Source organism: Streptomyces fradiae ATCC 10745 = DSM 40063 (genome assembly GCF_008704425.1).
Lineage (GTDB): Bacteria > Actinomycetota > Actinomycetes > Streptomycetales > Streptomycetaceae > Streptomyces > Streptomyces fradiae.
The window spans coordinates 3,511,642-3,537,326 of record NZ_CP023696.1; the positions used below are offsets into that span (position 1 = coordinate 3,511,642).

26 protein-coding genes and 1 pseudogene are annotated in these 25,685 nt (G+C 76.1%); 16 read left to right on the forward strand and 11 right to left on the reverse strand.

Annotation, left to right across the window (positions count from 1 at the left end; all coding sequences use genetic code 11):
* Positions 1–124: 124 nt before the first annotated feature.
* On the reverse strand, positions 125–1,096 hold the full coding sequence (locus CP974_RS15545; protein ID WP_031131933.1) for a sigma factor-like helix-turn-helix DNA-binding protein: 972 nt from the start codon (positions 1,094–1,096) through the stop codon (positions 125–127).
* Positions 1,097–1,320: 224 nt separating this feature from the next.
* Here CP974_RS15545 and CP974_RS15550 point away from each other — a divergent pair, with 224 nt between their 5' ends.
* Both CP974_RS15550 and CP974_RS15555 read left to right on the forward strand, forming a co-directional pair.
* A complete protein-coding gene (locus tag CP974_RS15550) occupies positions 1,321–1,998 on the forward strand; it encodes a TetR/AcrR family transcriptional regulator (protein WP_158100683.1) in 678 nt (225 codons plus the stop codon).
* Complete coding sequence (locus CP974_RS15555; RefSeq protein ID WP_051839450.1) at positions 1,995–3,326, forward strand: FAD-dependent monooxygenase; 1,332 nt, start codon at positions 1,995–1,997, stop codon at positions 3,324–3,326. Before CP974_RS15550 ends, CP974_RS15555 begins: the two co-directional genes overlap by 4 nt.
* 20 nt (positions 3,327–3,346) lie before the next feature.
* On the opposite strand, the gene CP974_RS15560 is transcribed toward CP974_RS15555, so the two are convergent.
* Positions 3,347–3,652 carry a hypothetical protein gene (locus tag CP974_RS15560; RefSeq protein ID WP_031131927.1) on the reverse strand — a complete coding sequence of 102 codons (306 nt, stop codon included), beginning with the start codon at positions 3,650–3,652 and terminating at the stop codon, positions 3,347–3,349.
* A gap of 619 nt (positions 3,653–4,271) precedes the next feature.
* On the opposite strand from CP974_RS15560, the gene CP974_RS15565 reads away from it, so the two are divergent.
* A complete protein-coding gene (locus CP974_RS15565; protein WP_234327602.1) occupies positions 4,272–5,477 on the forward strand; it encodes a PP2C family protein-serine/threonine phosphatase in 1,206 nt (401 codons plus the stop codon).
* Positions 5,478–5,535: 58 nt separating this feature from the next.
* A complete protein-coding gene (locus CP974_RS15570; protein WP_150485816.1) occupies positions 5,536–5,946 on the forward strand; it encodes a hypothetical protein in 411 nt (136 codons plus the stop codon).
* Between the two features lie 444 nt (positions 5,947–6,390).
* Here CP974_RS15570 and CP974_RS15575 read toward each other — a convergent pair.
* Positions 6,391–6,729 (reverse strand): annotated as a pseudogene (locus CP974_RS15575) (MerR family transcriptional regulator); the annotation flags it as partial.
* A gap of 371 nt (positions 6,730–7,100) precedes the next feature.
* On the opposite strand from CP974_RS15575, the gene CP974_RS15580 reads away from it, so the two are divergent.
* The 3 genes from CP974_RS15580 to CP974_RS29655 all read left to right on the forward strand — a co-directional run bounded on the left by CP974_RS15580 (position 7,101) and on the right by CP974_RS29655 (position 9,469).
* On the forward strand, positions 7,101–7,304 hold the full coding sequence (locus tag CP974_RS15580) for a cold-shock protein (RefSeq protein WP_010468045.1): 204 nt from the start codon (positions 7,101–7,103) through the stop codon (positions 7,302–7,304).
* Between the two features lie 175 nt (positions 7,305–7,479).
* Positions 7,480–8,973, forward strand: a complete 1,494-nt coding sequence (locus tag CP974_RS15585; protein WP_051839217.1) for a DEAD/DEAH box helicase — start codon at positions 7,480–7,482, stop codon at positions 8,971–8,973.
* Between the two features lie 214 nt (positions 8,974–9,187).
* Entirely contained in the window at positions 9,188–9,469 is a 282-nt protein-coding gene (locus CP974_RS29655; RefSeq protein WP_031130099.1) for an SCO5918 family protein, read from the forward strand.
* A gap of 130 nt (positions 9,470–9,599) precedes the next feature.
* Here the strand turns inward: CP974_RS29655 and CP974_RS15595 are convergent, their stop codons facing one another.
* Positions 9,600–9,968 (reverse strand): GvpU-like protein, encoded by a 369-nt coding sequence (locus CP974_RS15595; protein WP_031130098.1) that lies wholly within the window; start codon positions 9,966–9,968, stop codon positions 9,600–9,602.
* A gap of 227 nt (positions 9,969–10,195) precedes the next feature.
* Positions 10,196–11,542 carry a pectate lyase family protein gene (locus CP974_RS15600; RefSeq protein WP_078915474.1) on the reverse strand — a complete coding sequence of 449 codons (1,347 nt, stop codon included), beginning with the start codon at positions 11,540–11,542 and terminating at the stop codon, positions 10,196–10,198.
* A 375-nt stretch (positions 11,543–11,917) separates the two neighbouring features.
* Between CP974_RS15600 and CP974_RS15605 the strand changes: the two genes are divergently transcribed.
* Positions 11,918–12,934, forward strand: coding sequence for a hypothetical protein (locus CP974_RS15605; RefSeq protein ID WP_107067004.1), 1,017 nt, complete (start codon positions 11,918–11,920; stop codon positions 12,932–12,934).
* A gap of 110 nt (positions 12,935–13,044) precedes the next feature.
* A complete protein-coding gene (locus tag CP974_RS15610) occupies positions 13,045–13,569 on the forward strand; it encodes a luciferase domain-containing protein (RefSeq protein WP_140160815.1) in 525 nt (174 codons plus the stop codon).
* A gap of 66 nt (positions 13,570–13,635) precedes the next feature.
* On the opposite strand, the gene CP974_RS15615 is transcribed toward CP974_RS15610, so the two are convergent.
* A complete protein-coding gene (locus CP974_RS15615; protein WP_031130093.1) occupies positions 13,636–14,250 on the reverse strand; it encodes a helix-turn-helix domain-containing protein in 615 nt (204 codons plus the stop codon).
* A 164-nt stretch (positions 14,251–14,414) separates the two neighbouring features.
* Here CP974_RS15615 and CP974_RS15620 point away from each other — a divergent pair, with 164 nt between their 5' ends.
* From CP974_RS15620 to CP974_RS15630, 3 genes are all read left to right on the forward strand, one after another.
* A complete protein-coding gene (locus CP974_RS15620; RefSeq protein WP_031130092.1) occupies positions 14,415–15,251 on the forward strand; it encodes an EamA family transporter in 837 nt (278 codons plus the stop codon).
* Between the two features lie 77 nt (positions 15,252–15,328).
* On the forward strand, positions 15,329–15,976 hold the full coding sequence (locus CP974_RS15625; RefSeq protein WP_031130091.1) for an FMN-binding negative transcriptional regulator: 648 nt from the start codon (positions 15,329–15,331) through the stop codon (positions 15,974–15,976).
* Between the two features lie 79 nt (positions 15,977–16,055).
* Complete coding sequence (locus CP974_RS15630; protein WP_031130090.1) at positions 16,056–16,763, forward strand: B3/B4 domain-containing protein; 708 nt, start codon at positions 16,056–16,058, stop codon at positions 16,761–16,763.
* Between the two features lie 109 nt (positions 16,764–16,872).
* Here the strand turns inward: CP974_RS15630 and CP974_RS15635 are convergent, their stop codons facing one another.
* Together CP974_RS15635 and CP974_RS15640 are read right to left on the reverse strand one after the other, a co-directional pair.
* A complete protein-coding gene (locus CP974_RS15635; RefSeq protein ID WP_031130089.1) occupies positions 16,873–17,526 on the reverse strand; it encodes a response regulator in 654 nt (217 codons plus the stop codon).
* Positions 17,523–18,461 carry a sensor histidine kinase gene (locus tag CP974_RS15640; protein WP_373276702.1) on the reverse strand — a complete coding sequence of 313 codons (939 nt, stop codon included), beginning with the start codon at positions 18,459–18,461 and terminating at the stop codon, positions 17,523–17,525. The genes CP974_RS15635 and CP974_RS15640 overlap by 4 nt, the downstream gene beginning before the upstream one ends.
* Positions 18,462–18,942: 481 nt before the next feature.
* Between CP974_RS15640 and CP974_RS15645 the strand changes: the two genes are divergently transcribed.
* From CP974_RS15645 to CP974_RS15660, 4 genes are all read left to right on the forward strand, one after another.
* Complete coding sequence (locus CP974_RS15645; RefSeq protein WP_037937321.1) at positions 18,943–19,287, forward strand: hypothetical protein; 345 nt, start codon at positions 18,943–18,945, stop codon at positions 19,285–19,287.
* Positions 19,288–19,482: 195 nt separating this feature from the next.
* Entirely contained in the window at positions 19,483–21,003 is a 1,521-nt protein-coding gene (locus CP974_RS15650; protein ID WP_031130087.1) for a potassium/proton antiporter, read from the forward strand.
* Between the two features lie 329 nt (positions 21,004–21,332).
* A complete protein-coding gene (locus CP974_RS15655; RefSeq protein ID WP_031130086.1) occupies positions 21,333–22,679 on the forward strand; it encodes a hemolysin family protein in 1,347 nt (448 codons plus the stop codon).
* A 203-nt stretch (positions 22,680–22,882) separates the two neighbouring features.
* Entirely contained in the window at positions 22,883–23,428 is a 546-nt protein-coding gene (locus CP974_RS15660) for a GNAT family N-acetyltransferase (RefSeq protein WP_031130085.1), read from the forward strand.
* A gap of 264 nt (positions 23,429–23,692) precedes the next feature.
* On the opposite strand, the gene CP974_RS15665 is transcribed toward CP974_RS15660, so the two are convergent.
* The 3 genes from CP974_RS15665 to CP974_RS15675 form a co-directional block, all read right to left on the reverse strand.
* A complete protein-coding gene (locus CP974_RS15665) occupies positions 23,693–23,956 on the reverse strand; it encodes a GlsB/YeaQ/YmgE family stress response membrane protein (protein ID WP_031130084.1) in 264 nt (87 codons plus the stop codon).
* 40 nt (positions 23,957–23,996) lie between these two features.
* Positions 23,997–24,452, reverse strand: coding sequence for a tellurite resistance TerB family protein (locus CP974_RS15670; protein WP_031130083.1), 456 nt, complete (start codon positions 24,450–24,452; stop codon positions 23,997–23,999).
* Positions 24,453–24,550: 98 nt separating this feature from the next.
* The gene (locus CP974_RS15675; protein WP_031130082.1) at positions 24,551–25,600 is read right to left on the reverse strand and encodes a sporulation protein; all 1,050 of its coding nucleotides are present in this window, start codon (positions 25,598–25,600) and stop codon (positions 24,551–24,553) included.
* Positions 25,601–25,685: the final 85 nt, after the last annotated feature.

Genomic DNA, 25,685 nt, shown 5'->3' on the forward strand with positions numbered 1-25,685 from the left:
GGCCGGGCCGGGAGGCGGACGCGTCGGCCGCGCGGCCGTGCAGAGGGACCGCCGGCCGGGCAGGGGGGCGGTCGGGCCGGGCAGGGCGGGCGGCCCGGCGGGGCGGGCGGCCCGGCGGGGGCGGTCAGTCCAGCAGGGCGGTGAGGCCGAGGCGGGTGAGGCGGTCGGGGTCGGTGAGGACGTCCAGGGCCGTGACGCGTCCACCCCGGACGGTGAAGGACATCACCGAGATCACCCGGCCCTCGGCCACGGCCATGACGCCTGGGGCGCCGTTGACCAGGACCAGGTGGGCGGCCTCCGCGAGGCGGGCGAAGATCACCGCCTGCGCCGCGACCGTCGTCGCGCCGCGCCGCAGGAGGCTCGGGCGGAGCGTGCCGCCGTCGGAGCGGGCCACCACGTCCGGGTCGAGCACCGCGAGCAGCGCGTCCAGGTCGCCTTCCCCGGCCGCCGCCAGGAACGCCGCCACGACCTCCCGGCGGTGCTCCGGGTCGCCGTCCGGCGCGGGAGCGGCGGCCCGTACCCGGCGGCGGGCGCGGTCGGCGAGCTGCCGGGCCGACGCCTCCGTACGGCCCAGCACCTCCGCGACCTCGTCGGACGGCACCGCGCAGAGGTCGCACAGCACGAGCGCCACCCGCTCCGCCGGGCCGAGCGTGTCCAAAGCGGTCATGAAGGGGAGGTCGCACCCGTCCGAGAGGAGTGCGCGCTGCTCGGAGTCGGGTCCGGGGCCGGGGCCGCCGGGGCCGTGGCCGGGGCCGTGGCCGGGCCCTGGCACCCGGCCGACCACGGGGTCGGGCAGCCGTACCCGGCCGTCCTCCCCGTAGGGGTCCTCCTCGCGGCGGGCGGCGCCACGGGAGCGCAGCCGGTCCAGGCAGACGCGGGCCACGGCGGCGGTGAGCGCGCGGTCCGCGTTCCGCACGGCACCCGCCTCCGGGCCGGGGTCCGCGTCCGCGCCGGCTCCCGGGCGCTCCAGCCGCAGCCGCGCCTCCTCGACCGCTTCCGCCGCCTCGCCGAGCGAGCCCAGCAGCCGGTACGCCACCGCCCGGAGGCGCGGCCGGTGCTCCTCGAATCGCCGTGCCAGGACCATGCTCCCGCCCATGCGCCGCCACCCCGCGTTCCGGTACGCCTGTCGCCGTGTCGCCGTGTCGCCGTGTCGCCGTGTCGCCGTGTCGCCGTGTCGCCGTGTCGCCGTGTCGCCGTGTCGCCGTGTCGCCGTGAGGACGATACGGCGCGCGGGGCCACCGCGCGAGATGCTTGGCGACGGACCGCCGCCGACCGGGGCCGCCATTTGGCTGAGCGCGCTCACTGAGTATGCTCAGCGACATGTCCGAGACTTCGACACGCCCCACCGGGGTACGGCAGGAGCGCAAGCGGCGGACCCGGCAGGCGCTTCTCGACGCCGCCCGCCGGGTGCTGGAGCGGCGCGGCATGGCGGGCCTCACCACCCGCGAGGTCGCCGCGGAGGCGGGCGTCGCCGCCGGTACGTTCTTCGTGCACTTCCCGGACCTCGCCACGCTCGTGGAGACCCTGCTCGACGAGCACGTCGGCCAGGCGCTCGACACCGCGCTGCGCACCCTGCCCGACGGCGACCTCGTCACCCGTCTCGTGCACGTCGCCGCCCGGCTGTACGAGAGCTACGACCGCGAGCCGGAGCTGTCGCGCCAGTACATCTCCGCCGCCCTCTTCCACCGCCACCCCGACGGCCCGACGGAGCGCCGTATGGCGGAGTTCCGCGCCTGGGTGACGGACGAGTTCGCGCGGGCGGCCGGGGCCGGGGAGGCGCCCGGGCAGGACCCCGCACTGGCGTTCACCGCGTACTTCTCCCTGTACTTCGGCATCCTCGTCGCCGGACTGCGCGGCGAGCTCGACCGGGACGGGCGCCTGGCCCTGCTGGAGGCGGCCCTGCGGCGCCTCGTGCACGGCACGGCCACGGGCTCCGGTACGGGCCCCGGGTCCGGGGCCGGGGCCGCCGGCGTGACGGGCGGGGGGCGGTCCGCGTGAACGCCCCGGAGGACCACCGGCACGGCGGAAACGGCCGGAACGGCCGGGACCGCGACCGGGCGAACGACCGGGCGAACGGCCGGGCGGGCGACGGAACACCGCTGCGCGTCCTCGTCGCGGGCGGCGGCATCGGCGGGCTCACCGCCGCGCTCGCGCTGACCCGCGCCGGGCACGAGGTCACCGTCGCCGAGCGGGCGCCCCGGTACGAGCCCGCGGGCGCGGGCATCGTCCTGGCGGCGAACGCCCTGCACGTGCTCTCCGCCCTCGGCGTCGACCTGGCGCCGCACAGCCTCGCCCTGCCGTCGCTGGACGTGGTGGCGGCGGACGGCCGCCTGCTGCGGCGCGTCGAACCGCAGCGGGCCGGCCGCGGCTACGGGCCCACCCGCGCGCTGTCCCGCACCGCCCTGCACACCGCCCTCCTGGACGCCCTGCCGCCCGCCGCCCGGCCGGTCACCGGGCGCGCCGTCAGCGCCCTGCACGACACGGGCGGGTCCGTCACCGTCCGCTTCGAGCGCACCGTGCCGGCGCCCGGCGGGCCGGACCCGCGCCCGTCCGACCCGAAGGGATCCGACCCGCAGAGATCCGGCCCCGAGGGACCTGGCGGATCCGGCGAGGAGGCGTACGACCTCGTCGTAGGCGCCGACGGCATCCGCTCCACCGTGCGCGCCCACGCCGCCGCCCGGCCCCCGGCCCTCCGGCACAGCGGCGTGACCTGCTGGCGCGGCCTCACCGGCAACCCCGGCGTCACCTCGGCCGTCGAGTCGTGGGGTCCCGGCACCAAGACGGGGCTGGTCCCGCTGCCCGACGGCCGGCTGTACTACTTCCTCGTCCGTCCGGCGCCGCGCCGCGTCCCCGCCCCGGCCTGGCCGGACGCCTTCCGGCGGGCGTTCGCCCACCACCGGGGCGTATCGGCACGGCTGCTGGACGGGCTCGACGGGCCCCCGCCGCTCCACCACGACCTGGAGGAGCTGGACGCGCCGGTGTGGGGGCGCGGCCGGGTGCTGCTGCTGGGCGACGCGGCGCACGCGATGACCCCGAACCTGGGGCAGGGCGCCGCGATGGCCATCGAGGACGCGTACGCGCTGGCGCTGGCGCTCCGGGCCGGCGCGGACGGCGCGGCCGACCGGTACCGGGCGCTGCGGCACCGCCGGGTGCGCGCGGTGCAGCTGGCGTCCCGGCACGCCGGGTACGTCACGCGGTGGCGGAACCCGCTGGCCGGGGCCGTCCGGGAGGCGGCCGTGCGGCACATGCCGGCCGCGCTCCAGGACCGCCAGTACCGGGGCCTGGTCGAACCGGCGCTCGCCCTGGTGCGCGAGCCGCTGACGTAGTACGGCGGACGGGGGCGGCGTCAGCCGAAGTGGTGGTGGTGCCTGGGGAGGGTCAGGACGGCGCCCCCGCTCCCGCCCTGCCGTACGGCGTCGACCGCCGCCTGGTGCAGTGCGCGGCTCTCCTCCTCGGAGCGGCACGGCACGGGGCTGCCGGCCATCGTGTACCACTCGGAGCCGCCGCTGTACTGGACCGCGACGACCGCCTCGGTACCGGTCCAGGTGGTGTGCACGCTGACGTCGCCCGTCATCACCCCCAGTTCGACGGTACGGACGCCGCCCGTCCCCGAGAAGACGTTGACCGTCGTCCAGGAAGCCCATCCGGTCATGGCCGCACCCCTTTCGCCGTACCGCGTGCCCGCCGGGGGATGGGGCGCTGGTCAGAAGCGGTGTGAGGTTTGTCCAGCGCTTCCCGGGAAAGTCGGAGGGCGTTCGTCGGTCCTAGCACCCACCATGCGCTCACTGCCGCGGTCGCGTCGACCCGAGCGGCGCGGCGCCCGCCCCCGGACCGGGAGACAGACCGCCATGGAACCCCACGAGGCCCCGAGCCGGCCCCCGGCCGGGCCGGACGAGTCCCCGCACCACCTCCCGGAGACCGCCCCGCCACCGGCGCCCGCACCCACGCCCCCGCCCCCGGAGACCCCGGCCGCGACCCCCGACCCGCACGGGCCGACCGCCCCCACCCCCGCCCCCGACCCGCACACCCCCGCCCCCGACCCGCAGGGGCCCAACTCCCCCGCCCCCGACAGGTCGGCCGCCCCCACCCCGGCGCACACGCCAGACACGCCAGACACACCGGACACGGCAGGCGCACCGAACACGGCAGACGCACCGGACACGGCAGGCGAGGCCGACGCGGCGGACGCCCCCGCCCCGCTCAGCGTGGCCGCCCAGCTCCAGGAGCTGGCGAACGCGCGGGACCGGCTGCAGGGGCTCCTGGACGCGGTCATGGCCATCAGCGGCGAGCTGGAGCTGCCCGTCGTGCTGCACCGCATCGTCCGCACCGCCATGGACCTCGTCCACGCCCGCTACGGCGCCCTCGGCGTCCTCGACGAGAACCGCACCGCACTGGCCGAGTTCCTCACCGTCGGCCTCACCGGCCAGGAGCGCGCCGCCCTCGCGGGCGTGGAGCTCCCGCACGGCCGCGGCCTGCTTGGCACGCTCATCCACCATCCGGAGCCGCTGCGCGTCGACGACATCCAGGCGCACCCGCACTCCGCCGGCTTCCCGCCCGGCCACCCGCCGATGCGCACCCTCCTGGGCGTCGCCATCACCGTGCGCGGCGAGATCTACGGCGACCTGTACCTCTCCGACCGCCTCGACGGCCGCCCCTTCGACGCGCACGACCAGGACATCGTCGTCGCCCTCGCGGGCGCGGCCGGCATCGCCATCGAGAACGCCCGCCTCTTCGAGCGCGTCCGCTCCGGCGCCGAACGGTTCCAGCGCCTCCTCCTGCCGCGCCTGCCCGACCTGCGCCCCTACGAGGGTGCCGCCGTGTACCAGCCCGCATCCAGCCCCGCGCAGGTCGGCGGTGACTGGTACGACGCCGTACTGCTGCCCGACAACGCGTGCGGCGCCGTCATCGGCGACGTCGTCGGCCACGACCTCCAGGCCGCCGCCGCGATGGCGCAGACCCGCAACATGCTCAGGGCGCTCCTGTACGACCGGCGCACCCCGCCCAGCGAGGTCCTCACCGCCCTCGACCACACCCTGCACGCCATCACCGAGGCCCCGGTCACCACGGCGTGCCTGGCCCGCATCCAGCCGACGGCCGGGGGAACCGGCTGGGAGCTGCACTGGAGCAGCGCCGGCCACCTGCCGCCGCTCCTCCTCGCGCCCGGCCGCCGCCCGGAGTACCTGCACGCCGAGCCCGGCCTGCCCCTCGGCGTCGACCCCGGCCACCCGCGCCCCGACCACGTGCGCCCGCTGCCGCCCGGCTCGACCCTGGTGTTCTTCACCGACGGCCTGGTCGAGCACCCCGCGCACCCCATCGACCACGGGCTGGACGCGCTGCTGGAGCTGGCCGCGCCGCTCGGCGACCGGCCGCTGGACGAGCTGTGCCGGACCCTGTGCCGGGAGCATCCCAGCGACGGCCACGACGACTTGGCGGTGCTGGCGCTCCGTCTGCCGCGGGGGGTGTATCCGGAGCGATGAGGGGGACCCGGAAGCGAGGGAGAGACAGCCGCGAGCGACGAGGACGGGGTGTGCGCACATGACGACCCGACAGGTTCCGCCCACACGCGAACGGACGAGCCGGATCGGGGTGCGCCCCGTGGACGAGGTCGAGACGGCCTACCGGAAGCTCACCGCCGAGGCGGCCCGCACCGCCCGCGCGGGCGGCTCTGCCGGAAGGCGGCACGGCAGGGGCCCGGAGCCGTTCGAGGCGGTGTCCGAGGGGGCGGCCGACGCCTACCGCTGGGCACTGGCCCGCGCGGGCCGCGGCCCGATCACGGGGGCGCCCACCGGCGACGTACCGGACCTGTCGCGGCTGACCGCCGAGGCCGACGCGGCGGCGGTGCTGCTGGACGACCCGGCGTGCCCGCCCGACCGGCGCGCGTACGTACGGGGCGTGCACGACGCGCTGGCATGGCTCTGCGGCCAGAGCGACGAGCACGCGGTCTGACGGGAAACGAGCCGCGGGCCTCCGCCCCGACGCCCGCCCGCCACCCCGCCACCCCGAACCCCGAACCCCGAACCCCGAACCCCGAACCCCGCACCCCGCACCCCGCACCCCGCACCCACCCCTGACCCCTACCCAGGCCCCGTCCCATCGGGCCCCGTACGGGCACCGCCCCGCACCCCAACCCGGACCCACGGGCATCGTCCCGGCCCCCTGCCGGGACCTACGGGCACCGCCCCGCACCCCAACCCAAACCCACGGGCATCGTCCCGGCCCCCTGCCGGGACCTTCGGGCACCGCCCCGGACCCCTATCCGGACCCCGTCCCGTCGGTCCTCGTCCCGCCGGACCCCCTCCCGGCGTCCTCCGTGGCCGCGTCCTCCGCAGCCGTGCCCCCGGGCCCGCCCCCCGTACCGCCCCCGGCGTCCTCCCCCGTGCCCGCCGCCAGGTCACCGGCTCCCCCTCCGGGCCCGCGCCGGCGCAGCTCCTCGTTGAGGCGCTGGGCCTCCTCCAGCTGGTCCTCCAGGATGATGATCCGGCAGGCCGCCTCGATGGGCGTGCCCTGGTCCACCAGTTCGCGGGCGCGCGCGGCGATCCGCAGCTGGTAGCGCGAGTACCGGCGGTGGCCGCCCTCCGACCGCAACGGGGTGATCAGCCGGGCCTCGCCGAGCGCGCGCAGGAACGCCGGCGTGGTGCCGATCAGCTCCGCGGCTCGCCCCATCGTGTAGGCCGGGTAGTCGTCGTCGTCGAGGTTGTCGGCGGGGTTGCGCCGTGCTCCTGGAGCCATGCGCGCCTTTCGTCCTGGGCGTCCGGGCGGGGGCCGGCCTCGTCGTCGGACACGGGCCCCGCGCGGGCACGGTAACCGCCGGGAGCGGCGAAAGTCTATTCCGGCCGGTGCAGATTCCCGTACGGCGAGGCGGCAGAAATCCTCCAACGGGAGAATCCCCCGCCCGAATTCCGTGCGGATGCGAAATCCGCGTGCTACTGTCGATCTCAGTTGCAGTTGTGGTTCCCAGAGCTTCGAGTGCCCCTCTCGCCCCACGGCGGAGGAGCACTTTTGTGTGGCCGGTTCTTTCGATCCGGCACGGGGCAATCATCGCGGCGACGCGAGGCTCGCGCAGTGCGGGTCCAAAGAATTCCCCGTGAGGAGAAGAGATTATGGCTACTGGCGTAGTGAAGTGGTTCAACGCGGAAAAGGGCTTCGGCTTCATCCAGCAGGACGGTGGCGGCGCGGACGTGTTCGCCCACTACTCGAACATCGCGACCAGCGGTTTCCGTGAGCTGCAGGAGGGCCAGAAGGTCACCTTCGACGTCACGCAGGGCCAGAAGGGCCCGCAGGCGGAGAACATCCTCCCCGCCTGACGCCTGACGACGAGGCGTCCCGACGCCGCCGGGGCCCGCACCTTGGGTGCGGGCCCCGCGCCGTTCCCTGGCACCGCCGCTCCGCCGCACGGCCCCGGCCGTCGCGGCGGAGCGCCGCCCGCCCGGCTGAATCGAGGGCCGTGAATTCCTCGATATCCGTATTGAGGACAATTACATGACCCGTACGTCCCGTTCCCGGGGCCATCACGCGGGGGCCGCCCGGTCCGCCTCCGCCCCGGCCCGCCGAGGAAAAGGCGACCAGTCGGAGAACGCGTCGCGATCGGCCAAACCGGCCGGTTCCCGCACGCGCGCCCCGCGCCGCCGCACCGCCCCGCCCCCGCCCGGTGACTTCACCCTCCCGGTGACGCACACCCCTCCGCTGCCGCCCGTCGAGGCGTTCGCGGACCTCGGCTTCCCGCCCGCGCTGCTGCGCGCCCTGGACGCCGAAGGGGTGACCGTCCCGTTCCCCATCCAGGCGGCGACCCTCCCGAACTCCCTCGCCGGCCGCGACGTGCTCGGCCGTGGCCGCACCGGCTCCGGCAAGACGCTCGCGTTCGGCCTCGCGGTGCTCGCCCGCCTCGCCGGGACCCGCGCCGAGCCGAAGCGCCCCCTCGCCCTGGTCCTCGTCCCCACGCGGGAGCTGGCCCAGCAGGTCACCGACGCGCTCGCCCCGTACGCCCGGCCGCTCGGGCTGCGGCAGGCCACCGTCGTCGGCGGGGTGTCCATCGGCCGCCAGGTCTCCGCGCTGCGCGCCGGCGCGGAGGTCCTCGTCGCGACCCCCGGCCGGCTGCGTGACCTGGTCACGCGCGGCGACTGCGTCCTCGACGACGTCGGCATCACCGTGCTCGACGAGGCCGACCAGATGACCGACATGGGCTTCCTGCCGCAGATCACCGGTCTGCTGGCGCTGACCAGGCCCGACGGGCAGCGGCTGCTGTTCTCCGCGACCCTGGACCGGAACGTCGACTCCCTCGTGAAGGGCTACCTCCACGACCCGGTCGTCCACTCCGTGGACCCGACCGCCGGGGTGGTGACGTCGATGGAGCACCACGTGCTGCACGTCCAGGACACCGACAAGAACGCCACGGCCACCGAGATCGCCGCCCGCGAGGGCCGCGTGATCATGTTCCTGGACACGAAGCACGGCGTGGACCGGTTCACCAAGCACCTGCTCAAGAGCGGGGTGCGGGCGTCGGCGCTGCACGGCGGCAAGTCGCAGCCGCAGCGGACCAGGACGCTGACGCAGTTCAAGGACGGCCACGTCGACGTGCTCGTCGCGACCAACGTCGCCGCGCGCGGCATCCACGTCGACGACCTCGACCTCGTCGTGAACGTCGACCCGCCCGGCGACCACAAGGACTACCTGCACCGGGGCGGGCGCACCGCCCGCGCGGGCGAGTCCGGCAGCGTCGTCACGCTGGTCCTGCCGCACCAGCGGCGCGACATGAACAGCCTGATGCACCACGCGGGCATCCGGCCCGTCACCACGGCCGTGCGGTCCGGCGACGCGGAGCTGACCCGCATCACCGGCGCGCGTACGCCGTCGGGGATACCGGTCGTGATCGCTCCGCCCACGCCCCCGGCCGGCCAGGCGTCCGGCGAACCGGGCTCGGGCTCCCGCCGCCGCCGTACCGGCACGCGCCGCCGCGCCGGAACCCGCCGCCGTTGACACCCGGCGCCCCGCCCGAGGCGCCCCCGCGCCGTACGAGCGCCCCGCGCCGTACGGTGCCGGGCGTCCGCATCCGGCACCCCGCACCACCGCCGGGCGTCCGCATCCGGCACTCCGCACCACCGCCGGGCGTCCGCATCCGGCACTCCGCACCACCGCCGGACGCCCGTCTCCCGCACCCCCGCTCCGCCGCCCCGACCCCTGTGAGGCAACCATGCGCTGTGTGATCGCCCGCTTCCCGTTCGACTTCACGGCGAGCGAGGTGGAGGCCCTGCTGGCCAAGGTCAAGCCGGAACCGGCGGAGGGGCCGTGCGCGGTCATCGGCCGCCACACGTACCCGGTGAAGCAGGTCGGCGAGGTCATCACCCGCCAGGACCGCCGCGACTTCACCGCCGACGAGGTGACGCGGGCGCTGCGGCGCCTCGGCTTCACCGTGAGGCAGGCCCCCGCCCCGGACCCGCTGCCGACCCAGGCCGCCACGGACCTGTTCGGCTGACGCCCGTCCGCGGGCAGCCCTCGGACGCCGACCACCCGGTACTCCCGGGTGGTCGGCGTCCGCTCGTTCCGCCTCCCGGCCGTCCGCGGCCCGCGGGCCCGCGCCGGGGCCGGGCCGCCGTACGGCCGTCCTAGTCGTCGGTGTAGCTGAAGTCGCCCACCGTCCAGGCGCTCACGTCCTCGATGGCCACGCGGTACATGCCGCCCGTCTCGGGGATGCCGAGGGTGCCCTGCAGGATCCGCGCCACGTGGAAGTGCAGGTGCGTCGGGGCGCCGGGGCGCGCGGTGTCCTCCGGGGGCGGTGCGAACACCCCCGCGAACCCGCCCAGGCGCTCCGAGTCCCGCAGGACCTCCGCCACCCGCTCCCGCCACACGGCCTCCGGAGCGAGCCGCCCCGTGATGACCGCACCGTTGACCACGACGGTGAGCGACATCTGATTGGACTGCTCCGACTCGACGGTGGCCGCGACATTCACGAGCAGTGCATCAGGCTTCGTCATGCCCCGAACCTACAAGCCCGAGCGCCCGAGTGGGGCCCTCACCCCCGCCCCGACGCTCACGGAGCGCCGGGGGAACGCCCGCCGAACGGCCGGGGAACGCCCGGCACGTCAGCATTCGTCCCCCACCGCGCACCACCGCGCCCCCACGCGTCCCCACCGCGCTTCCACCGCGTCCCTCCCCGCCGTCCGGGGGCGGCGCCGGCCGGCGCCGCCCCCGGGGCCCTCGGCTACTCGACCGTGCCCTGCTCGGTGAGGACGCCGGCGCCCGCGGTGCGGGCCAGTTCGGCGGGCAGGGACGCGGCGGAGGTCCGGAGGCCGGCCGTCAGGGTCGGCGTCCAGCCGGCGGTGGTCCTCAGCTTCTTCCCGGCGGAGGCGTTGTAGGCGGCGACGACGTCCGTCACCGTGCCGTTCACGGTGTTGCCGCGCCCGGCGACCGCGCCGGTGCCGTCCCCGCTGAGGAGCTGGGACACCTTGCGGTCGGCGGACAGGGTCCAGGCGTTGTACTCGGCCACGATCCTGGCGTCGGCGCGGGCGTTGATGCTGTAGCTGTGGGCGTAGCCGTTGAGCTTCGCCGTGTCGTAGTGGTTGTTGTACAGGTGGATCCGGCCGAGGCGGGCCAGGGGGGCGCGCTGGGTGATGCCCTTCCACACGTTGTGGTGGAGGGTGACGCGCAGCTTGCCGACGCTGTCGGTGTCGCTGCCGCCGATGAGCATCGTCTTGTCGTGGCTGTGGAAGACGTTCTGCTCGACGGTGACCAGGTCGGAGCCGCCTGTGATGTCGAGCGCGCCGTCGTGGACCTGGTACTTGCGCCCGAAGTACGTCTTGAGGGCGCTGTCGTAGAGCGGGGCGTCGGTGAAGGTGTTGTGGTCGGCCCACACGTGGGTGGCGCCGCGCAGGGTGACCGAGTCGTAGGCGGAGTTCCACTCGCCCTTCGAGCCGTCCGTCGGGTCCCACTGCGGGAAGCAGTCCTCGGTGGCGCTGAAGGCGAGGTTGCGGATGATCACGTTGTCCGCGTTCTGCACGGCGACGCTGCCGCCCCGGATGCCGGCGCCCGTGCCGGGCACGCCCACCAGGGTGGTGTTCGACGGGACCTTGAACACGATGGTCTTCGCCTGCCTGGCCGCCGCGGCCTTGCGGGCGTCCTCCTGCGTGCCGGACGGCTTCTTGGAGCGCCCCCAGACGGCGGGGTCGTACGCCTTCAGGTACGCGGAGAGCGAGTAGCCGGTGCCGGCCGCGTAGTCGGCGCAGGTGCTGCCGCCGCTCGCGTCGATGAGCCCCTTGACGCGGACGATGCGCGGCGCGGGGCCGGAGGCGGGGTCGAGGGCCTTCGCCAGTTGGGCGCGGTCGGTGACGGTGAAGACGCGTGCGTCGGTGGCCTGGGCGCCGCCGGTCGTACCGGAGCCGTGGGCCGCCCAGCCGTCGCCCGCGGGCAGGGTCTGCCGCGCCAGGTCGACGGAGGCCGAGGCGCTGGTCACGAACGGTACGGCGCCGAGCCCGGCGGCGACCACGGCCGCGGCGGAGAGCAGCGCCGTGCGCCGGCGGAGGGGGGAGCGGCGGTGGGTGGGGGATGCCACAGAGATGTCCTTCGGGTCCTTGCGGGTACGGGGTGCCGCCCCGTGCTCGGGGTGGCACCCCTGGGTGGCTCCTGCGCCCGGAAAGGTTGCCCAGCCGCCGGAGGGCGGGCGACTGCCCGGTCTGGACGGCGCCTCGGCCCAGGGGTCTCCCGGGCCGGTGGTCTCCCGGCCCGGCGGCTCCCGGCCCGGCGGCTCACCCGTACGGCGGAGGGGGGTCGGCCCGTGGGGCGACGCCGGGCGGGCGGCCGTCCGGGATCGTCGGAGGTGCGAGGACCGCTGAGGTGCGAGGACCGCTGGGGTGCGAGGGCCCGTGAGGTCCGAGGCCCCTGTGGTGCGAAGGTCCAGATGCTCGAAGCCCCCGTGAGGAGCCGCCCCATGCACCCGTCACACGAGGACCAGGCCGTGAAGGCGTACCCGGAGGGCCGGGGCGTGAAGGCGCGCCCGGAGGGGCGGGCGGCGGCGGGGCGGGGGTGGGCCCGGGCGCGGACGGTGGGGGGTGTGGGGGCGGCGCTGGCCGTGACGCCGTATCTGCTGATCAAGGTGGTGTGGTCGTTCGGCCTGCTCCTGCCGACCGCCGCGATGGCCGGCGCCGGCTGGCGGGCCGTCAACGCCGCGACGGCGGTGATGGCCGCCGCGGGCGTCGGGCTGGCCCTGGCGTTCTGCCGGCCGTGGGGCGAGCGGCTGCCCGCCTGGCTGGTGGCGGGGCCGGTGTGGGTGGGCACCGGGCTGCTCGTGCCGATGCTGCCGCTGGCGCCCGTGCTGGGCCCGGCCGCCGTGGGCCGCGACCGGGCGGCGGGCTCGCCGGACCTGTGGACGTACGAGCAGGCACTCGTCATGGTGTCGCTGGTCGGCGTCGCCGCCGGGCTGCCGCTCGCCCTCGCCGGCTACGTCAGGGCGCGCTGGCCGTGGGCGCTGGGCGGTCCGCTGGCGCACCCCGAACCCGGGGGCGGCACGCGGACGTCGCGGGTGCCGCTCGCGGTGGCGGTCGCGACCGGGTGCGTCCTGCTGGGCGGCGCCAAGGCGTACTGGGCCGCGGGCGGTGCCGCCGGGCTGGACCCGGACGTGCCGCACCTCCGCGACCTGTGGTGGCACCTGCTGTCGGGCAGCACGGCGGTGTGGGCGCTCGCCGGGGCGTGGGGCGTCCTGGTGCTCGCCCTCCGGCGCGGCGCACGCCGGGTCGTCCTGCCCATGGCGGCCGCCTGGGTGTCGTCCGGCATGCTCTTCTCGTACGGCGCCTACGGCCTGCTGGCCCTGACCGGCATGCAGCGGCCGGGTCCCGAACTCCCCGTCGCGGCGGCCCTCGCACGGGAGGGCGGCATCGTCCTGGGGGCCGCGATGGCCCTGGTCCTCCTCCTGGCCCTGCGCGACCGCCGCCGCGCCCTGCCGGGCTGAGCCCGGGTGCCGGGCGGAAGGGGAACGCGGGCGGCCCGCCGCGCGGGCGGCGGGCGACGGTATCCGGTCAACCCCTGTGCGGCGGCGCGTGTTTGGTGCACGCTGTCGGCATGAACCTCGCCGAACAAGCGGACCAGCGGCTCATCGGCTGGTCGGCCCTCTCGCGGTGCGGGCGCGGTGAGTGCGGGGAGCCGCGCTGCCTGTGCGCCGCGGACGGCACGGAGATCGTCCACTTCCACGGCGACCGCGAGGCCGACGTCCACCTCACCCGGCCGATGATCGCCAAGCTGGGGCCGGCGCTGCGGCGCTCCACGGCGGTGCGCCTCTCACCGGCGTCCGGCTGGGTGACGGTGCGCCTTGAGGCGCCGTCCGACGTCGACCTGCTCGCCACCCTCGTCAGCGCGGCCCTCCTGGGCTCCCACCGCCGCGACCGGTCGGCCCCCGCGGGGGCGTCCCCGGAGCGCTGCAACCACCCCTACGCCCACCCCGTCCGGCCCGGCCTCCAGCCCGGTGCGCACCGCGGTCCCCACCCGGACGCGCACCCGGAGGCCCACCCTGAGCCGGACCCCGAGACCCGCCCCTACGCCCACCCGTGCGTCCACCCCTACGTACGCCCCTACGTGCGCCCCTGCTGACCCCGGATCCGTGAGCCCCGCCTCCGGTCCCGGGCGCCCACGCCCCCGCGGCCCCGGGCCGCCGGTTCAGGCGGGGTCCGTCGCGGTGGGGGCGGGCACGGCGGTGGAGGCGGGGCCGGGCGGGAGGTGGACGGTCATGACCAGCCGGCAGGTACCGGTGCCGCCGCCGCGGTAGGTGTGGGGGGCGTCGCCGTCGAAGGTCGCGGTCTGCCCCGCCTCGACGGTGTGCTCCACGCCGTCCACGACCAGCACCATGCGGCCGGAGGTGACGCTGACGGTCTCGACGACCCCCGCCTGGTGGGGGTGGCTCGGGTACTCCTCGCCGGGCTCCAGCCGCCAGCGCCAGACCTCGACCGGCGCCGGGCCGGAGGTCGTCAGCATCAGCCGGGCCTCGCCGCCCCGCGGCCCGCTCCACAGCGGCGTCACGGAGTCGGCGGCCACGACGCGGACACGGCCTTCGGCCGGGCCCTCCATCAGGGCGGAGACGGAGACGCCGAGGGTGTCGGCGAGCCGGACCAGGGTGGCGAAGTTCGGATTGCCCTGGGCCTTCTCCAGGCCGACGAGGGCGCCCTTGCTGACCTTGGCGCGCCGGCCCAGTTCGTCCAGGGACAGGCCGAGGCGGGTGCGGGCCGCCCTGACGTTGTGCGCGAGCGTCCGCAGGGCTTCCTCTGCCTCGGCCATTCGATCGCCCTCCTCGTGGCGGAGCGTTCCGTGGCGGACCCATCCGTGCGGGCCTCTGGACACGGACCATTCCGATGCACCGGGCGGTCGGTTGGTTGACACGCCTCGGTCGGTTCGTTGTACGGTTCAGTCGTTCCACTGAAATAGTACGGGATGGACCCACCGTGATCGCTCTGCTGCTGGCCCTGGGCAGCTCCCTCGCCTACGGGTGCGCCGACTTCCTCGGCGGGCTCGGCGCCCGCAGGGCGCACGTGCTGCGCACCGTGATGGTCGCCGCGCCCGCCTCGCTCGCGGTCGAACTGCTGCTGTGGCCCTTCCTCGGCGCCTCCTTCGGCACCGGGGCGCTGGTCTGGGGCGCCGCGTCCGGCGTCGCCTCGGCCGCCGCGTTCGCCCTGCTCTACCGCACCCTGGCGATCGGCCCGATGAACGTGCTCTCGCCCGTCACCGCCCTGGTCTCCGCGATGCTGCCGGCCGGCGTGGGCCTCGTCCAGGGCGAGCACCTCGGCGCCGCCGGCCTGGTCGGCCTCCCGCTCGCCCTGGCCGCCGTCGTCCTGGTCAGCGCCGGCCACGGCGCCGGCTCGGCCAGGCCCACCCGTACCGCCCTGCTGCTGGCCCTCGGCGCGGGCGCCGCGATCGCCCTGCAGCTCGTCTGCCTCCACCAGGCGCCCGCGGACAGCGGCGTGGCCCCGCTGATCGTGGGCCGGACCGTGTCGTCGGCGGTCACCCTGGCCGCGGCCGGCCTGATGCACCGCAGGCTCGGCCCCGAGAAGCCCGCCTACGCGATGTCGGCCGCCGCCGGCGTGCTGGACTCCCTGGCGAACCTCCTCTTCCTGCTGGCCGTCCGCGGCGGCGACCTCGCCGTGGTCGCCGTGGTCACCGCCCTCTACCCGGCCGGCACGGTCCTGCTCGCCCGTACCGTGCTCGCCGAGCGCGTCCACCGCGGCCAGCTCGTCGGCCTGGGCACGGCCGCGGTGGCGGTGAGCCTCCTGGCCCTCGCCTGACCGGGCCCCGCCCCGCGTTCCTCTTCCTTCCCCTCTCCTCCCTTTCCCTCCGCCCGCCCGCCGGCAAGGAGAAGCACATGTTCATCCGGCCCTGGGACGCCGCCCTGGACGAAGCCGAGTGGCGGACGTGGATCGCCGAGGGCCACGACTTCGGCCTGCTGAGCGTCAACGGCCCGCCCGGCTCGCCACCGGCCGCCGTCCCCACCCACTTCGCCGTCGAGCCGGGCCACCTCCTGATCCACCTGGCCCGGCCCAACCCCGTCTGGCGGGCGATCGAGAGCGACCCGCACGTCCTGTTCACCGTCTTCGGCGACTATGCCTTCGTCCCCGGCCCCTGGCGCGCGAGGCCCGGCACCCCGCCCGCCGACGGGGTGCCCACCAGCTACTACACCGCCGTCCAGTTCACCTGCCGCGCCCACGTCGTCGACGACCCGGAGGGCAAGGCCGAGCTGCTCCGCCGCCAGATGGCCCACTTCCAGCCCGACGGCGACCACGCCCCCGTCACCGCCGACGGCCCCCCGTACGGGCGGATGCTGTCCGGCATCCGGGGGCTGCGCCTGGAAGTCACCTGCGTACGAGCCAAGTTCACCTACGACGACCACAAACCCGTCGAGCACCGCGCCGCCGTCGCCGGCCACCTCGCGGAACGCGGCCAGGGGCTCGACGGCCCGGCGGCGCGGCAGCAGCGCCGCCGCCTGGACCGCGTCGGCCGCTGGAAGTCCTGACCGCCCGCCTCCTCTCCTCTCGCCCGCCCGCCCGCGCGCGGCCGAACCGTCCCGCCCCACCGCAGAGACAGGAACCCCCTTGACCGCCTTCCGTATCGCCCCCGCCGTCGCGGACGCCTTCCCCGGCACGCTCGTCGCCCTGGTCACGGCCTCCGGCCTGCGCAACCGGGAGACCTGGCCCGCCACCGCCGCGGCCGTCGAGGAGCTGGAGCGGCGGCTCGCCGACGGCACCTGGCGGCCCGCCGACGAGACCGACCCCCGCGTCGGGGCGTGGCACACGGCGTACCGCTCCTTCGGCACCAACCCGCGCCGGACCCGCCCCAGCGTCGACGCGCTCGGCCGCCGCCTCGCCAAGAAGGGCGCCCTGCCGCGCGTCAACCCGGCCGTCGACGCCTACAACTGCGTCTCCGTCCGCCACGGCCTGCCCGCGGGCGCCTTCGACCTCGACCACGTCACGGGGGACGTCGAGATCCGCCTCGCCGACGGCACGGAGGACTTCACCCCGCTCGGCGAACCCGGCACCGTCGAGCACCCCCGGCCGGGCGAGGTGGTCTACGTGGACGCGGGCGGCGTGCTGACCCGCCACTGGAACCACCGCGACGCCCACCGCACCCGCGTGACCGGGGACTCCGCCCGTGTCGCCTTCATCCTGGAGACCGTCGAGGCGCCCCGCGACGGGGACCTCGTCGAGGCCGCGGCCGAGGAGCTGCGGGCCCTCCTCGCCCCCCACTCCACCGCGACGGCCGTCCACCGCCTCACCCCGGGCCACCCGGAGGCCGTCGTCTGAACCGGTCGGCCCGGTGTGTCGGGTCCATACGGTGCGTCAGGTCCGAACGGTCGGCCCCGTCGGCGCGGGTCGGGGCGGTCGGCCCGGTCGGCGCGTGCCGGGCGGCGGGTCAGGGTTCGATGAGACCGGCGCGGATGGCGTACCGGGTCAGTTCGAGGCGGTCGCGGAGCGCCAGCTTCTGGAGCAGGTTGGCGCGGTGCCGTTCGACCGTCTTGACGCTGATGTGCAGGAGGTCGGCGATCTGCCGGGAGGTGTGGCCCTCGGCGACCAGCTTGAGGATCTCCTCCTCCCGGTGGGTGATGGGCTTGGCGGGGAGGTCGGCGCCGTCGCGGGCCCGGTCGAGGTAGCTGCGGATCAGGGTGCTGACGGTGCCGGGGTACAGGAAGGACTCCCCGCGCATCGCGGCGCGGCACGCCTCCACGAGGTCCCGGTCGGCGACGGACTTGAGGACGTAGCCGGAGGCCCCCGCGCTGAGGGCCTCGAAGAAGTACTGCTCGTTGTCGTACATGGTGAGCATGAGGATGCGCAGGTCGGGCAGTCGGCGGGACAGCTCGCGGGCGGCCTGGAGACCGGTGAGGCGGGGCATGGCGATGTCGAGGATCGCGAGGTCGGGCCGGTGCTCGCGGGCCGCCTCCACCGCCTCGGCGCCGTCGCCCGCCTCGGCGACGACGGTCAGGTCGGGCTGGCCGTCCAGGATGAGCCGCACTCCGCGCCGTACCAGGGCGTGGTCGTCGGCGAGCAGGATGCGGGTGGGCTCGGTCATGCGGGGGTGTTCCGTTCCGGTACGGGGATGGTCAGGCGGACCTCGGTCCCGCCGCCGGGGGCCGGACCGAGGTCCAGTGCGGCGTTGACGAGCAGGGCCCGCTCGCGCATGCCGCGGATGCCCGCGCCCTCGGGCGCCCCACCGGTGCCGCGGCCGTCGTCGCGGACGCGCAGCCCGACGGCTCCGGGCATGCTCTCCAGCCGGATCTCGGCCCGCCGGGCGCGGGCGTGGCGGGCGGTGTTGGTCAGGCTCTCCTGGGCGACGCGGTACAGGACCAGTTCGGTCTCGTCGCTGAGCGGCGGCAGGTCGGCGCCGATGTGGTGGCGGACGGTGAGTCCCGGGCCGGTGAACTCCGCGGTCAGCGCCCGCAGGGCCTTGGTCAGGCCCAGTTCCTCCAGGACGCCGGGACGCAGGCGCCGGGCGATGCGGCGGATCTCGTCGAGGCTGTTGCGGGTGGTCTCCTGCACCTCGTGGAGGGACTCGCGCAGGGGCGCCGGGGCGCGGTCCGCCACGTCCTTGAGCTCCAGCAGGACGGCGGTGAGGGTCTGCCCGATCTCGTCGTGGAGCTCCTGCGCGATGCGGCGGCGCTCGCCCTCCTGCGCGGACAGGGCCCGGCCGGTGCTGGCGGCGCGCTCCGCTTCGAGCCGGTCGAGCATGCTGTTGAAGGCGGCGATCAGTTCGGCGATCTCCCCCCGGCCGGAGGCCGGAAGGCGCGGTCCGGGGCGCAGCAGGTCGATGGTGGACATGGTGCGGGCCAGCCGGGCCAGCGGCGCCAGGCCGACGCGCAGCACCAGCGCGTTGGCGACGAGCAGGGCGGCGAGCCCGGCGACGAGGACGACCGCCTCGGTCAGGAGCGCGGGGGTGGACACCGTGACGGGGCCGAGGAGCAGCGCGGTCGTGGCCGCGGCGAGGACGGCGGCGTTGAGGAGGAACACCCGCCAGAACAGGGAGACGCCCGGCGGGGAGCCGCCCGGCGGGGCGCCGCCCGGTGGCCGGCTGCCCGGTGGGGACGTGCGCGGTGGTCGGCTGCCCGGTGGGGACGTGCCCGGTGGCCGGCTGCCCGGCGGGGGCGTGCCCGGTGGCGCGGTGCCCGGTGGCGATGCGCCCGGTGGCGTGGGGAGGCGGCCCGCCGGCTGTTCGTCGTCCGCCGCGGTGTGTGTCCGGTCCGCTCCCATGCCCTCAGCGTCACAGCGTTCGCCGCCCGCGTCCATCGGTGACAGCACCCATCCGCACGTCCGGTCCCGGCGCGGGGGCCCGGAATGGGTGGTGGCCCCGATACCGCCCGCGCTCGCCATTCGTGACCCTGGAGGTACCGGAGGCGGCTACGGAGGAGGAGCGGCACGTGACGCATGAGGCGCGGTGGACCACTCGCGGAGCGTACGTGGGAGGGCACCGTGCCGGAACGGAGGAGGAACGATGGCGACCTTCGGCACCGGGCGACCGGAGCGCCGGGCCGGCGCCCCCCGGCGGCGGAGGCCGGGCGGACGGCCCGAGGGGCTGGAGCGGCGGGTCGAGTGGCGGCGACTGCCCGAGCGGACGGGGCGCGCCCGGCCGCGGCCGGGCCGTGGCCGCGTCACCGCCCCGCCCGTCGGGCCGCGTGGGCACCGACCGCGCCCGCTCGGGCGAAAGACCGCGTGGTCGCTGCTCGCCGCGGCCCTGGCGGCGCTCACGGCGGGGATCATGCTCCCCGATGGTCTGCTGCTCGCCTTCGGCATCGTGGCCGCCGGTGTCGCCGGCCACCTCTTCGAGCCGCCGCCGTGACGACCGGGACGGCCGGGGCGGCCGCGACGGCCGGGCCGCACGGTCCGCACTGCCGGGGATCGCCGGCCCGCGCGCCACGGCGCCCCGCGTATCCGGGCGTCGTGCCGTCCGCGTACCCGGGCGTCGTGCCGACAGCCGCATCGGCCGTCCTGCCGAGCGCCGCGCCGGCCGTCCCGCCGGGCGGGGCGTGGTCCGGTGACGCTCCAGGAGCTCTATCCGACGCTCCTCGTGGCCGGCGCGGTACTGCTGGCGAGCATCGCGGCGGCCCGCGCCGCGAACCGTCTCGGCCTGCCCAGCCTGCTGCTCTTCCTCGGCGTGGGGGTGATCATCGGCGAGGACGTCATCGGCCTCGACTTCGACGACGCGGTGCTCGCCCAGACCCTCGGTACGGCCGCGCTCGCGATCATCCTGGTCGAAGGCGGCCTGACCACCCGGTGGGGCGACGTCAGGCGGCTGCTGCTGCCCGCCGGGGTCCTGGCGACGGTGGGCGTCGCCGTCTCGGTGCTCGTCACGGCCGCGGGGGCGCACTGGCTGCTCGGCGTGGACTGGCGTCTGGCCCTGCTGCTCGGCGCCATCGTCTCCTCGACGGACGCGGCGGCCGTCTTCGCCGTACTGCGCGCCCTGCCCCTGCCCCAGAAGGTCACCGGCCTGCTGGAGGCGGAGTCCGGCTTCAACGACGCCCCGACGATCATCCTCGTCCTGGTCTTCAGCACCGCCGCCGCCGACCTCCCGGATCCGGCGAGCATCGCCGCCGACGTCCTCTACCAGCTGACCGTCGGCGGCCTTCTCGGGCTGCTCACCGGATGGCTCGGGGCCGTGGCCCTGCGCCACATCGCCCTGCCCGCCAGCGGGCTCTACCCGCTGGCGACGTTCGGCTTCGGCATCGTGGCGTTCGCGGCGGGCGGCGCCGCCGACGCGAGCGGCATCATCGCCGCGTACCTCTCCGGGCTGGTGCTCGGCAACGCCAAGCTCCCGCACCGCGCCGCGACCCACTCCTTCGCGGAGGGCGCGGGGTGGCTGGCCCAGATCGGCCTGTTCGTGATGCTCGGACTGCTGGTCACGCCGAGCGAGCTGCCCTCGGCCGTCCTCCCGGCGATCGGCGTCGGACTCGTCCTGCTGCTGGTCGCACGGCCGATCTCGGTACTGGTCTGCCTGCTGCCCTTCCGGCTCCCGTGGCGCGAGCAGACGTTCATCTCCTGGGCGGGGCTGCGCGGGGCGGTGCCGATCGTCCTCGCGACCTTCCCGATCGTCGCCGGTGTCGAGGGCGCCGAACGGCTCCTCGACATCGTCTTCGTCCTCGTGGTCCTCTTCACCCTCGTCCAGGGCCCCAGCCTGCCCGCCATGGCGCGGCTGCTGCGGCTCACCCGGCCCGACGCCCTGCGGGACGTCCAGGTGGAGACCGCGCCGCTCGACGTGCTCGACGCCGACCTGCTCACCCTGACCGTGCCGGAGAGTTCGCGCCTCCGGGGCGTGGCGGTCTTCGAGCTGCGCCTCCCGCCGCCGACCGTGCTGACCCTGATCCTGCGCGAGGGCAACACGCTCACGCCGACCCCGGCGACGGTCCTGCACTCCGGCGACGAACTGCTGCTGATCACCACGCCGGAGGTGCGCGACGCCGCGGAGCGCCGCCTCCGGGCCGTGGGGCGCCGCGGCAAGCTCGCCCGCTGGTTCGGCGAGACCGGCGACCCCCAGTCGCAGCAGCCCACCACCATGTGAGGTCCGGCGCTCCGGGCCCCCGGCGCTCCGGGTCCGCGGCGCTCCGGGTCCGCGGCGCTCCGGGGCCCCGGCGGTGCGGGTCCTCGCCGGTCCGGTGGCCCGGGACCTCGCCGGTCCGGTGGCCCGCCGGTCCGGTGGCCCGTCGGTCCGGCGGTCCGGGTCCTCGTCGGTCCGGGTCCCCGTCGGCCCGGCGGCCCGCCCGGCCCGGCGGTCGGCGGTCCGATGGCCCGCCGACGGTGGCCGGGCCCGGACCGGGCGGTCGGCGGCTGCGGTGACGTGCGGCGCGTGGGTCACGGGACGGCGGGCCGGAGCGTGGCAGGCTGGCCGCCATGGACGGCTACTGGCTGGAGCTGGCACTCGTCGCCGTGCTGATCGTGCTGAACGCCCTCTTCGCGGGAAGCGAGATCGCACTGCTCTCGCTGCGGGAGAGCCAGCTCAGGCGGCTGCGCGGGCGCAACGGCTCGGCGGGCCGGCTGGTGCGGCTGGCCGACGACCCGAACCGGTACCTGGCGACGATCCAGATCGGCATCACGCTCGCCGGGTTCCTGGCGTCGGCGACGGCGGCCGTGTCGCTGGCGGAGCCGATCGCGCCCTGGCTGTCGTTCTTCGGGGCCTCGGCGGAGGCGGTGGCGATCGCCCTGGTGACGCTGGTCCTGACGTTCGTGACGCTGGTGGTGGGGGAGCTGGCGCCGAAGCGGCTGGCGATGCAGTACGCCCTGCCGTGGGCGCTGCTGGCGGCCACCCCCCTCACGGTCCTGTCCGCAGCGGCGCGCCCGGTGGTGTGGGCCCTGGGCCGGTCGACGAACGCGGTGGTGCGGCTCCTCGGCGGCGATCCGCGCACCGGCCGGGAGCCCCCGACGCCGGAGGAGCTGAAGGACATGGTGGTCAGCCATCGCGGGCTGTCGTCCCAGCAGCGCAGGATCGTGTCGAGCGCGCTGGACATCCACGAGCGGACCCTGCGCGAGGCGCTGGTGCCGCGCCGGTCGGTCTTCACCCTGCCCGCCTCGGTGGCGGCGGCCCAGGCGCGGGCCGAACTCGCCGCGGCCGGCCACTCCCGCGCGCCGGTGGTGCGGTCGGGCCACTTCGACGACGTGGTCGGTGTGGTGCGGCTGCGCGACCTGACGACCGTCGACGACGACACGCCCGTGACGGAGGTGGTCCGGCCGGCCGTGGTGTTCTCCGACTTCACCAGGGTGTCGGAGGCGCTGCGCCGGTTCCGCACGGAGCGGCAGCAGTTCGCCATCGTCGTGGACGAGTACGGCTCGGTCCTGGGGATCGTGACCATCGAGGACCTGCTGGAGGAGATCGTCGGGGAGATCTACGACGAGACGGACCGGGACGTGCTGGCCGTGCGGCGGCAGCCCGACGGCTCCCTGCTGCTGCCGGGGAGCTTCCCCGTCCACGACCTGCCGGACATCGGCGTCGACGCGGAGGAGCTGGCGGGGGAGGGGCACCGGTTCACGACGGTCGCCGGCCTCGTCCTGGAGCGGCTCGGGGCGATCCCCGCGGCCGGGGAGCGCGTGGCGGTGGGCGACTGGGAGGTGGAGGTCACCGAGGTCCGCCACCACACCGTCATGGCCGTGCGCCTGCGCCGCCGTACGGACGGAGGGCCCGGCGGCGGGCCCGGCACGGGAGAGCGGGACGCCGACGGGGACGGCGGTGGGGGCGGTACGTGAGCGGCGCGGGGGCGCGGGGGGCGCGGGGGTACGGGTGCGAGGGGGCACGGGTGCACGGGGGTGCGCGCGACACGGGAGGCACGCGGGGCATGCGGGGCACGAGGGGCCGGCGCCCGCGGCCCCCGCGAGGGCGCCCGGTCCGCCGAGCCGTGGCGTCCGGCAAACCGGGTGACAGCCCGGGCGCGCCGAGGAAGACTCGCCCCGTGCGCGATCGTGTGGAGGCCCCCGGCGGCCTGGTGCTCAGGAGATGGCGGGCCGGGGACGCCCGCGCGGTGGCGTCCGCGTTCGCCGACCCGCTGATGCGGGGCCAGTCCGCGGAGCCGGTGGACTGTGTCCCGGCCGCCGAGCGGTGGACGGCGGCACGGGAGGACCGGTGGGCCGCGGGCTCCGCGTACTCCTTCGCCGTCGTCGACGGCGCGGACGCCGTGCTGGGCCAGGTGTGCGTGGGTCCGGTGGACCGGCGCCACGGCACCGGATGGGTGTCCTACTGGACGACGGCGGCGGCCCGCGGCCGTGGCGTGGCGTCACACGCCTGTCGCGCCCTGGCCCGCTGGGCCTTCGACGACGCGGGCCTCTTCCGGCTGGAGCTGGGGCACCGGGTGAACAACCCGGCGTCGTGCCGGGTGGCACGCGCGGCCGGCTTCGCGGTGGAGGGGCGGCAGCGGCAGAAGCTCGCGTACGAGGGTGTCCGCTACGACGTGGAGCTGCATGCCCGCCTGGCGACGGACCCGGAGCCCGCGGCCCGGTAGGGGCGGTCCCCGCCTCGCCCGGTCCCGCGCCGCACGCGTGGCGCGCCCGGCCGCGACGGCGGTGACGGGGTGCCAACCCGCACCCGGGGGTGCCCCGGCCCCCGCCGCCCGGCCGCCGTTCCGCCCGGGCCGACCGTACTGCCGGGCCGCCGTTCCGCCGGGGCCGCCGTTCCGCCGGGGCCGACCGCCGTTCCGCCGAGGCCGCCGTTCCGCCAGGGCCGACCGAGCCGCCGGGCCCGCCCCCGTACCGCGGTGCGGCAGGGGTCAGGAGCGGGACCGCAGGCGCTCCAGTGCGGTGACGCCGGCGGCGGCGAGGCCGATCTGGAGGGCCCACTCGATCCAGTCGACGCCCTTGGTGTCGGCGACGCCCAGCGCGGTGGCGACGGCGGTGCCGACGAGGGCGGCGGCGATACCGACGCCGATGGTCCACAGCCAGCCGATGTCCTGCCGTCCCGGCAGGGCGAGCCGGCCCAGGGCGCCGACGACGGCGCCGATGACGATGGCGCTGATCAGGCCGGAGATCTCCACGCGCGTACCCTTCCTCGCTCCCCCGTCCGGACGTGCGGACTCACAGGTCGAACTCGTGCGGCGGCAGGTCCAGGGTGTAGCAGGCCTCGCGGACCACGGCCTGCTCCGTCTTGTCGAAGTCGCCGTCGGCGCCGCCGATGACGATGCCGATCTGGATGACGGCGCGGGCCTCGGCCGGCTTCTTCCTGGCCTTGGCGATCTCCTGCATGACGCTGACCTTGCCGAAGGCGAAGTCGGCGGTCAGCTTGTCGAGGTTGGCCTCGAAGCGGCGCTGGAGGTCGTCGGCGGCGAAGTTGCGCAGGACGTCGTTGGTGGCGATGAGCTGGGCGACGCGCTGGCGCTCGGCGGGGTCGATGGTGCCGTCCGCCGCCGCCACGAGCGCGCACATCGCCATGGAGGCGTCGCGGAAGGCGCCGTTGGTGAGCTCGTTCTTCTTCGCCATGAGCTGGGTCTGCATCGTCGACGCGGACTCCTTGAGGCGGTCCCACAGGGCCATGCGCACTCCTTCGTCGTGAGGTCCGGCCGGGGCCGCGCCGAGAACGTCCGGCCCCGACCGGTTACTTCTACAGTTGTGTAGAAGCTATCAGGCCCGGCTCAGCCCTCGTCGCCCTCGTCGTCGCCCTCGAAGAAGTCGCCGACCTCGTCGACGACCTCCGCGGCGACCAGGCCGCCCGCCACGCCGACCGCGAGGCCCGCGGCGCCGGCGGCGATGGCGGTCCCCATGCCGGGACCGGACCGGTGGCCGTGCTCGTCGTGGCCGTGGTGCCCGTGGTGGTCGCCCTTGTGCCCGTACGGGGCGCCGTGCCCGTACGCGTCACCGTGCCCGTACGCGTCACCCTGCCCGTACGGGGCGCCGTACGCGGCGGGGGCGCCGTGGCGGTCGGCGAGGGAGCGCACCCAGGACTCCACCAGGGCGTTCCAGTCGGTCCGCCCGACGTCCTCGTGGCTGACCGTGAAGCGGTTCAGCACGTCGTGGCCGCCGGAGAGGAAGCCGCCGCGCTTGTCGGCCTCCACGACGACCTCCATGCCGGCCGGGTTGGCCAGGAAGGTGACCTCGATCTCGCTGACCTGGTGCGCGTACCGCGGCGCCGGGGTCATCTCGATCTCCTGGTAGAACGGCAGCTGCTGGCCGGTGCCGCGGATGTGCCCGTACTCCAGGTCCGCCGACCTGAAGCCGAAGCCGAGCTGCCCGAACGCCTCCAGGACCGCCTCCTGCACCGGGAGCGGCCCCACGGCCAGCGGGTCCATGTCGCCCTTGTCCTTCGCCCCGGCCACCCCGAGCTCGGTGCGCACGCCCAGGACGATGCCGAGGCCCTGCCCGTGCAGCTCCGTGACCGGGGTCTCCCAGGGCAGGTGCACGCTGAACGGGACGGCGCGCCGCTCGCCCTCGGCGAGGCGGAAGCCGCCGGCGACGGTGAAGCGCTCGAAGGCGACGAGACCCTCGGCCTCCCCGCCGTCGTGCTCGGCCTCGGCGCGGGCGACGAGCTCCAGGGTGATGTGCTCGATGTCGAAGTCGGCCTTGCCGCCCTCCAGGCGGACCTCGCCGGTGAGGACGCCGCCCGGCCGGACCGCTCCGGGTGCGAGGACCGTGTCCACCGAGGGGCCGCCGATGCCGATCGACCCGAGCAGTCGCTTGAACACCATCGTGGCGTTCACTCCTTCATGACGCGTGTGTTGCCGTACGGGAACGAGGGCCGCCGCACCCCCGGTACGGCGGTGCGGCGGCCCG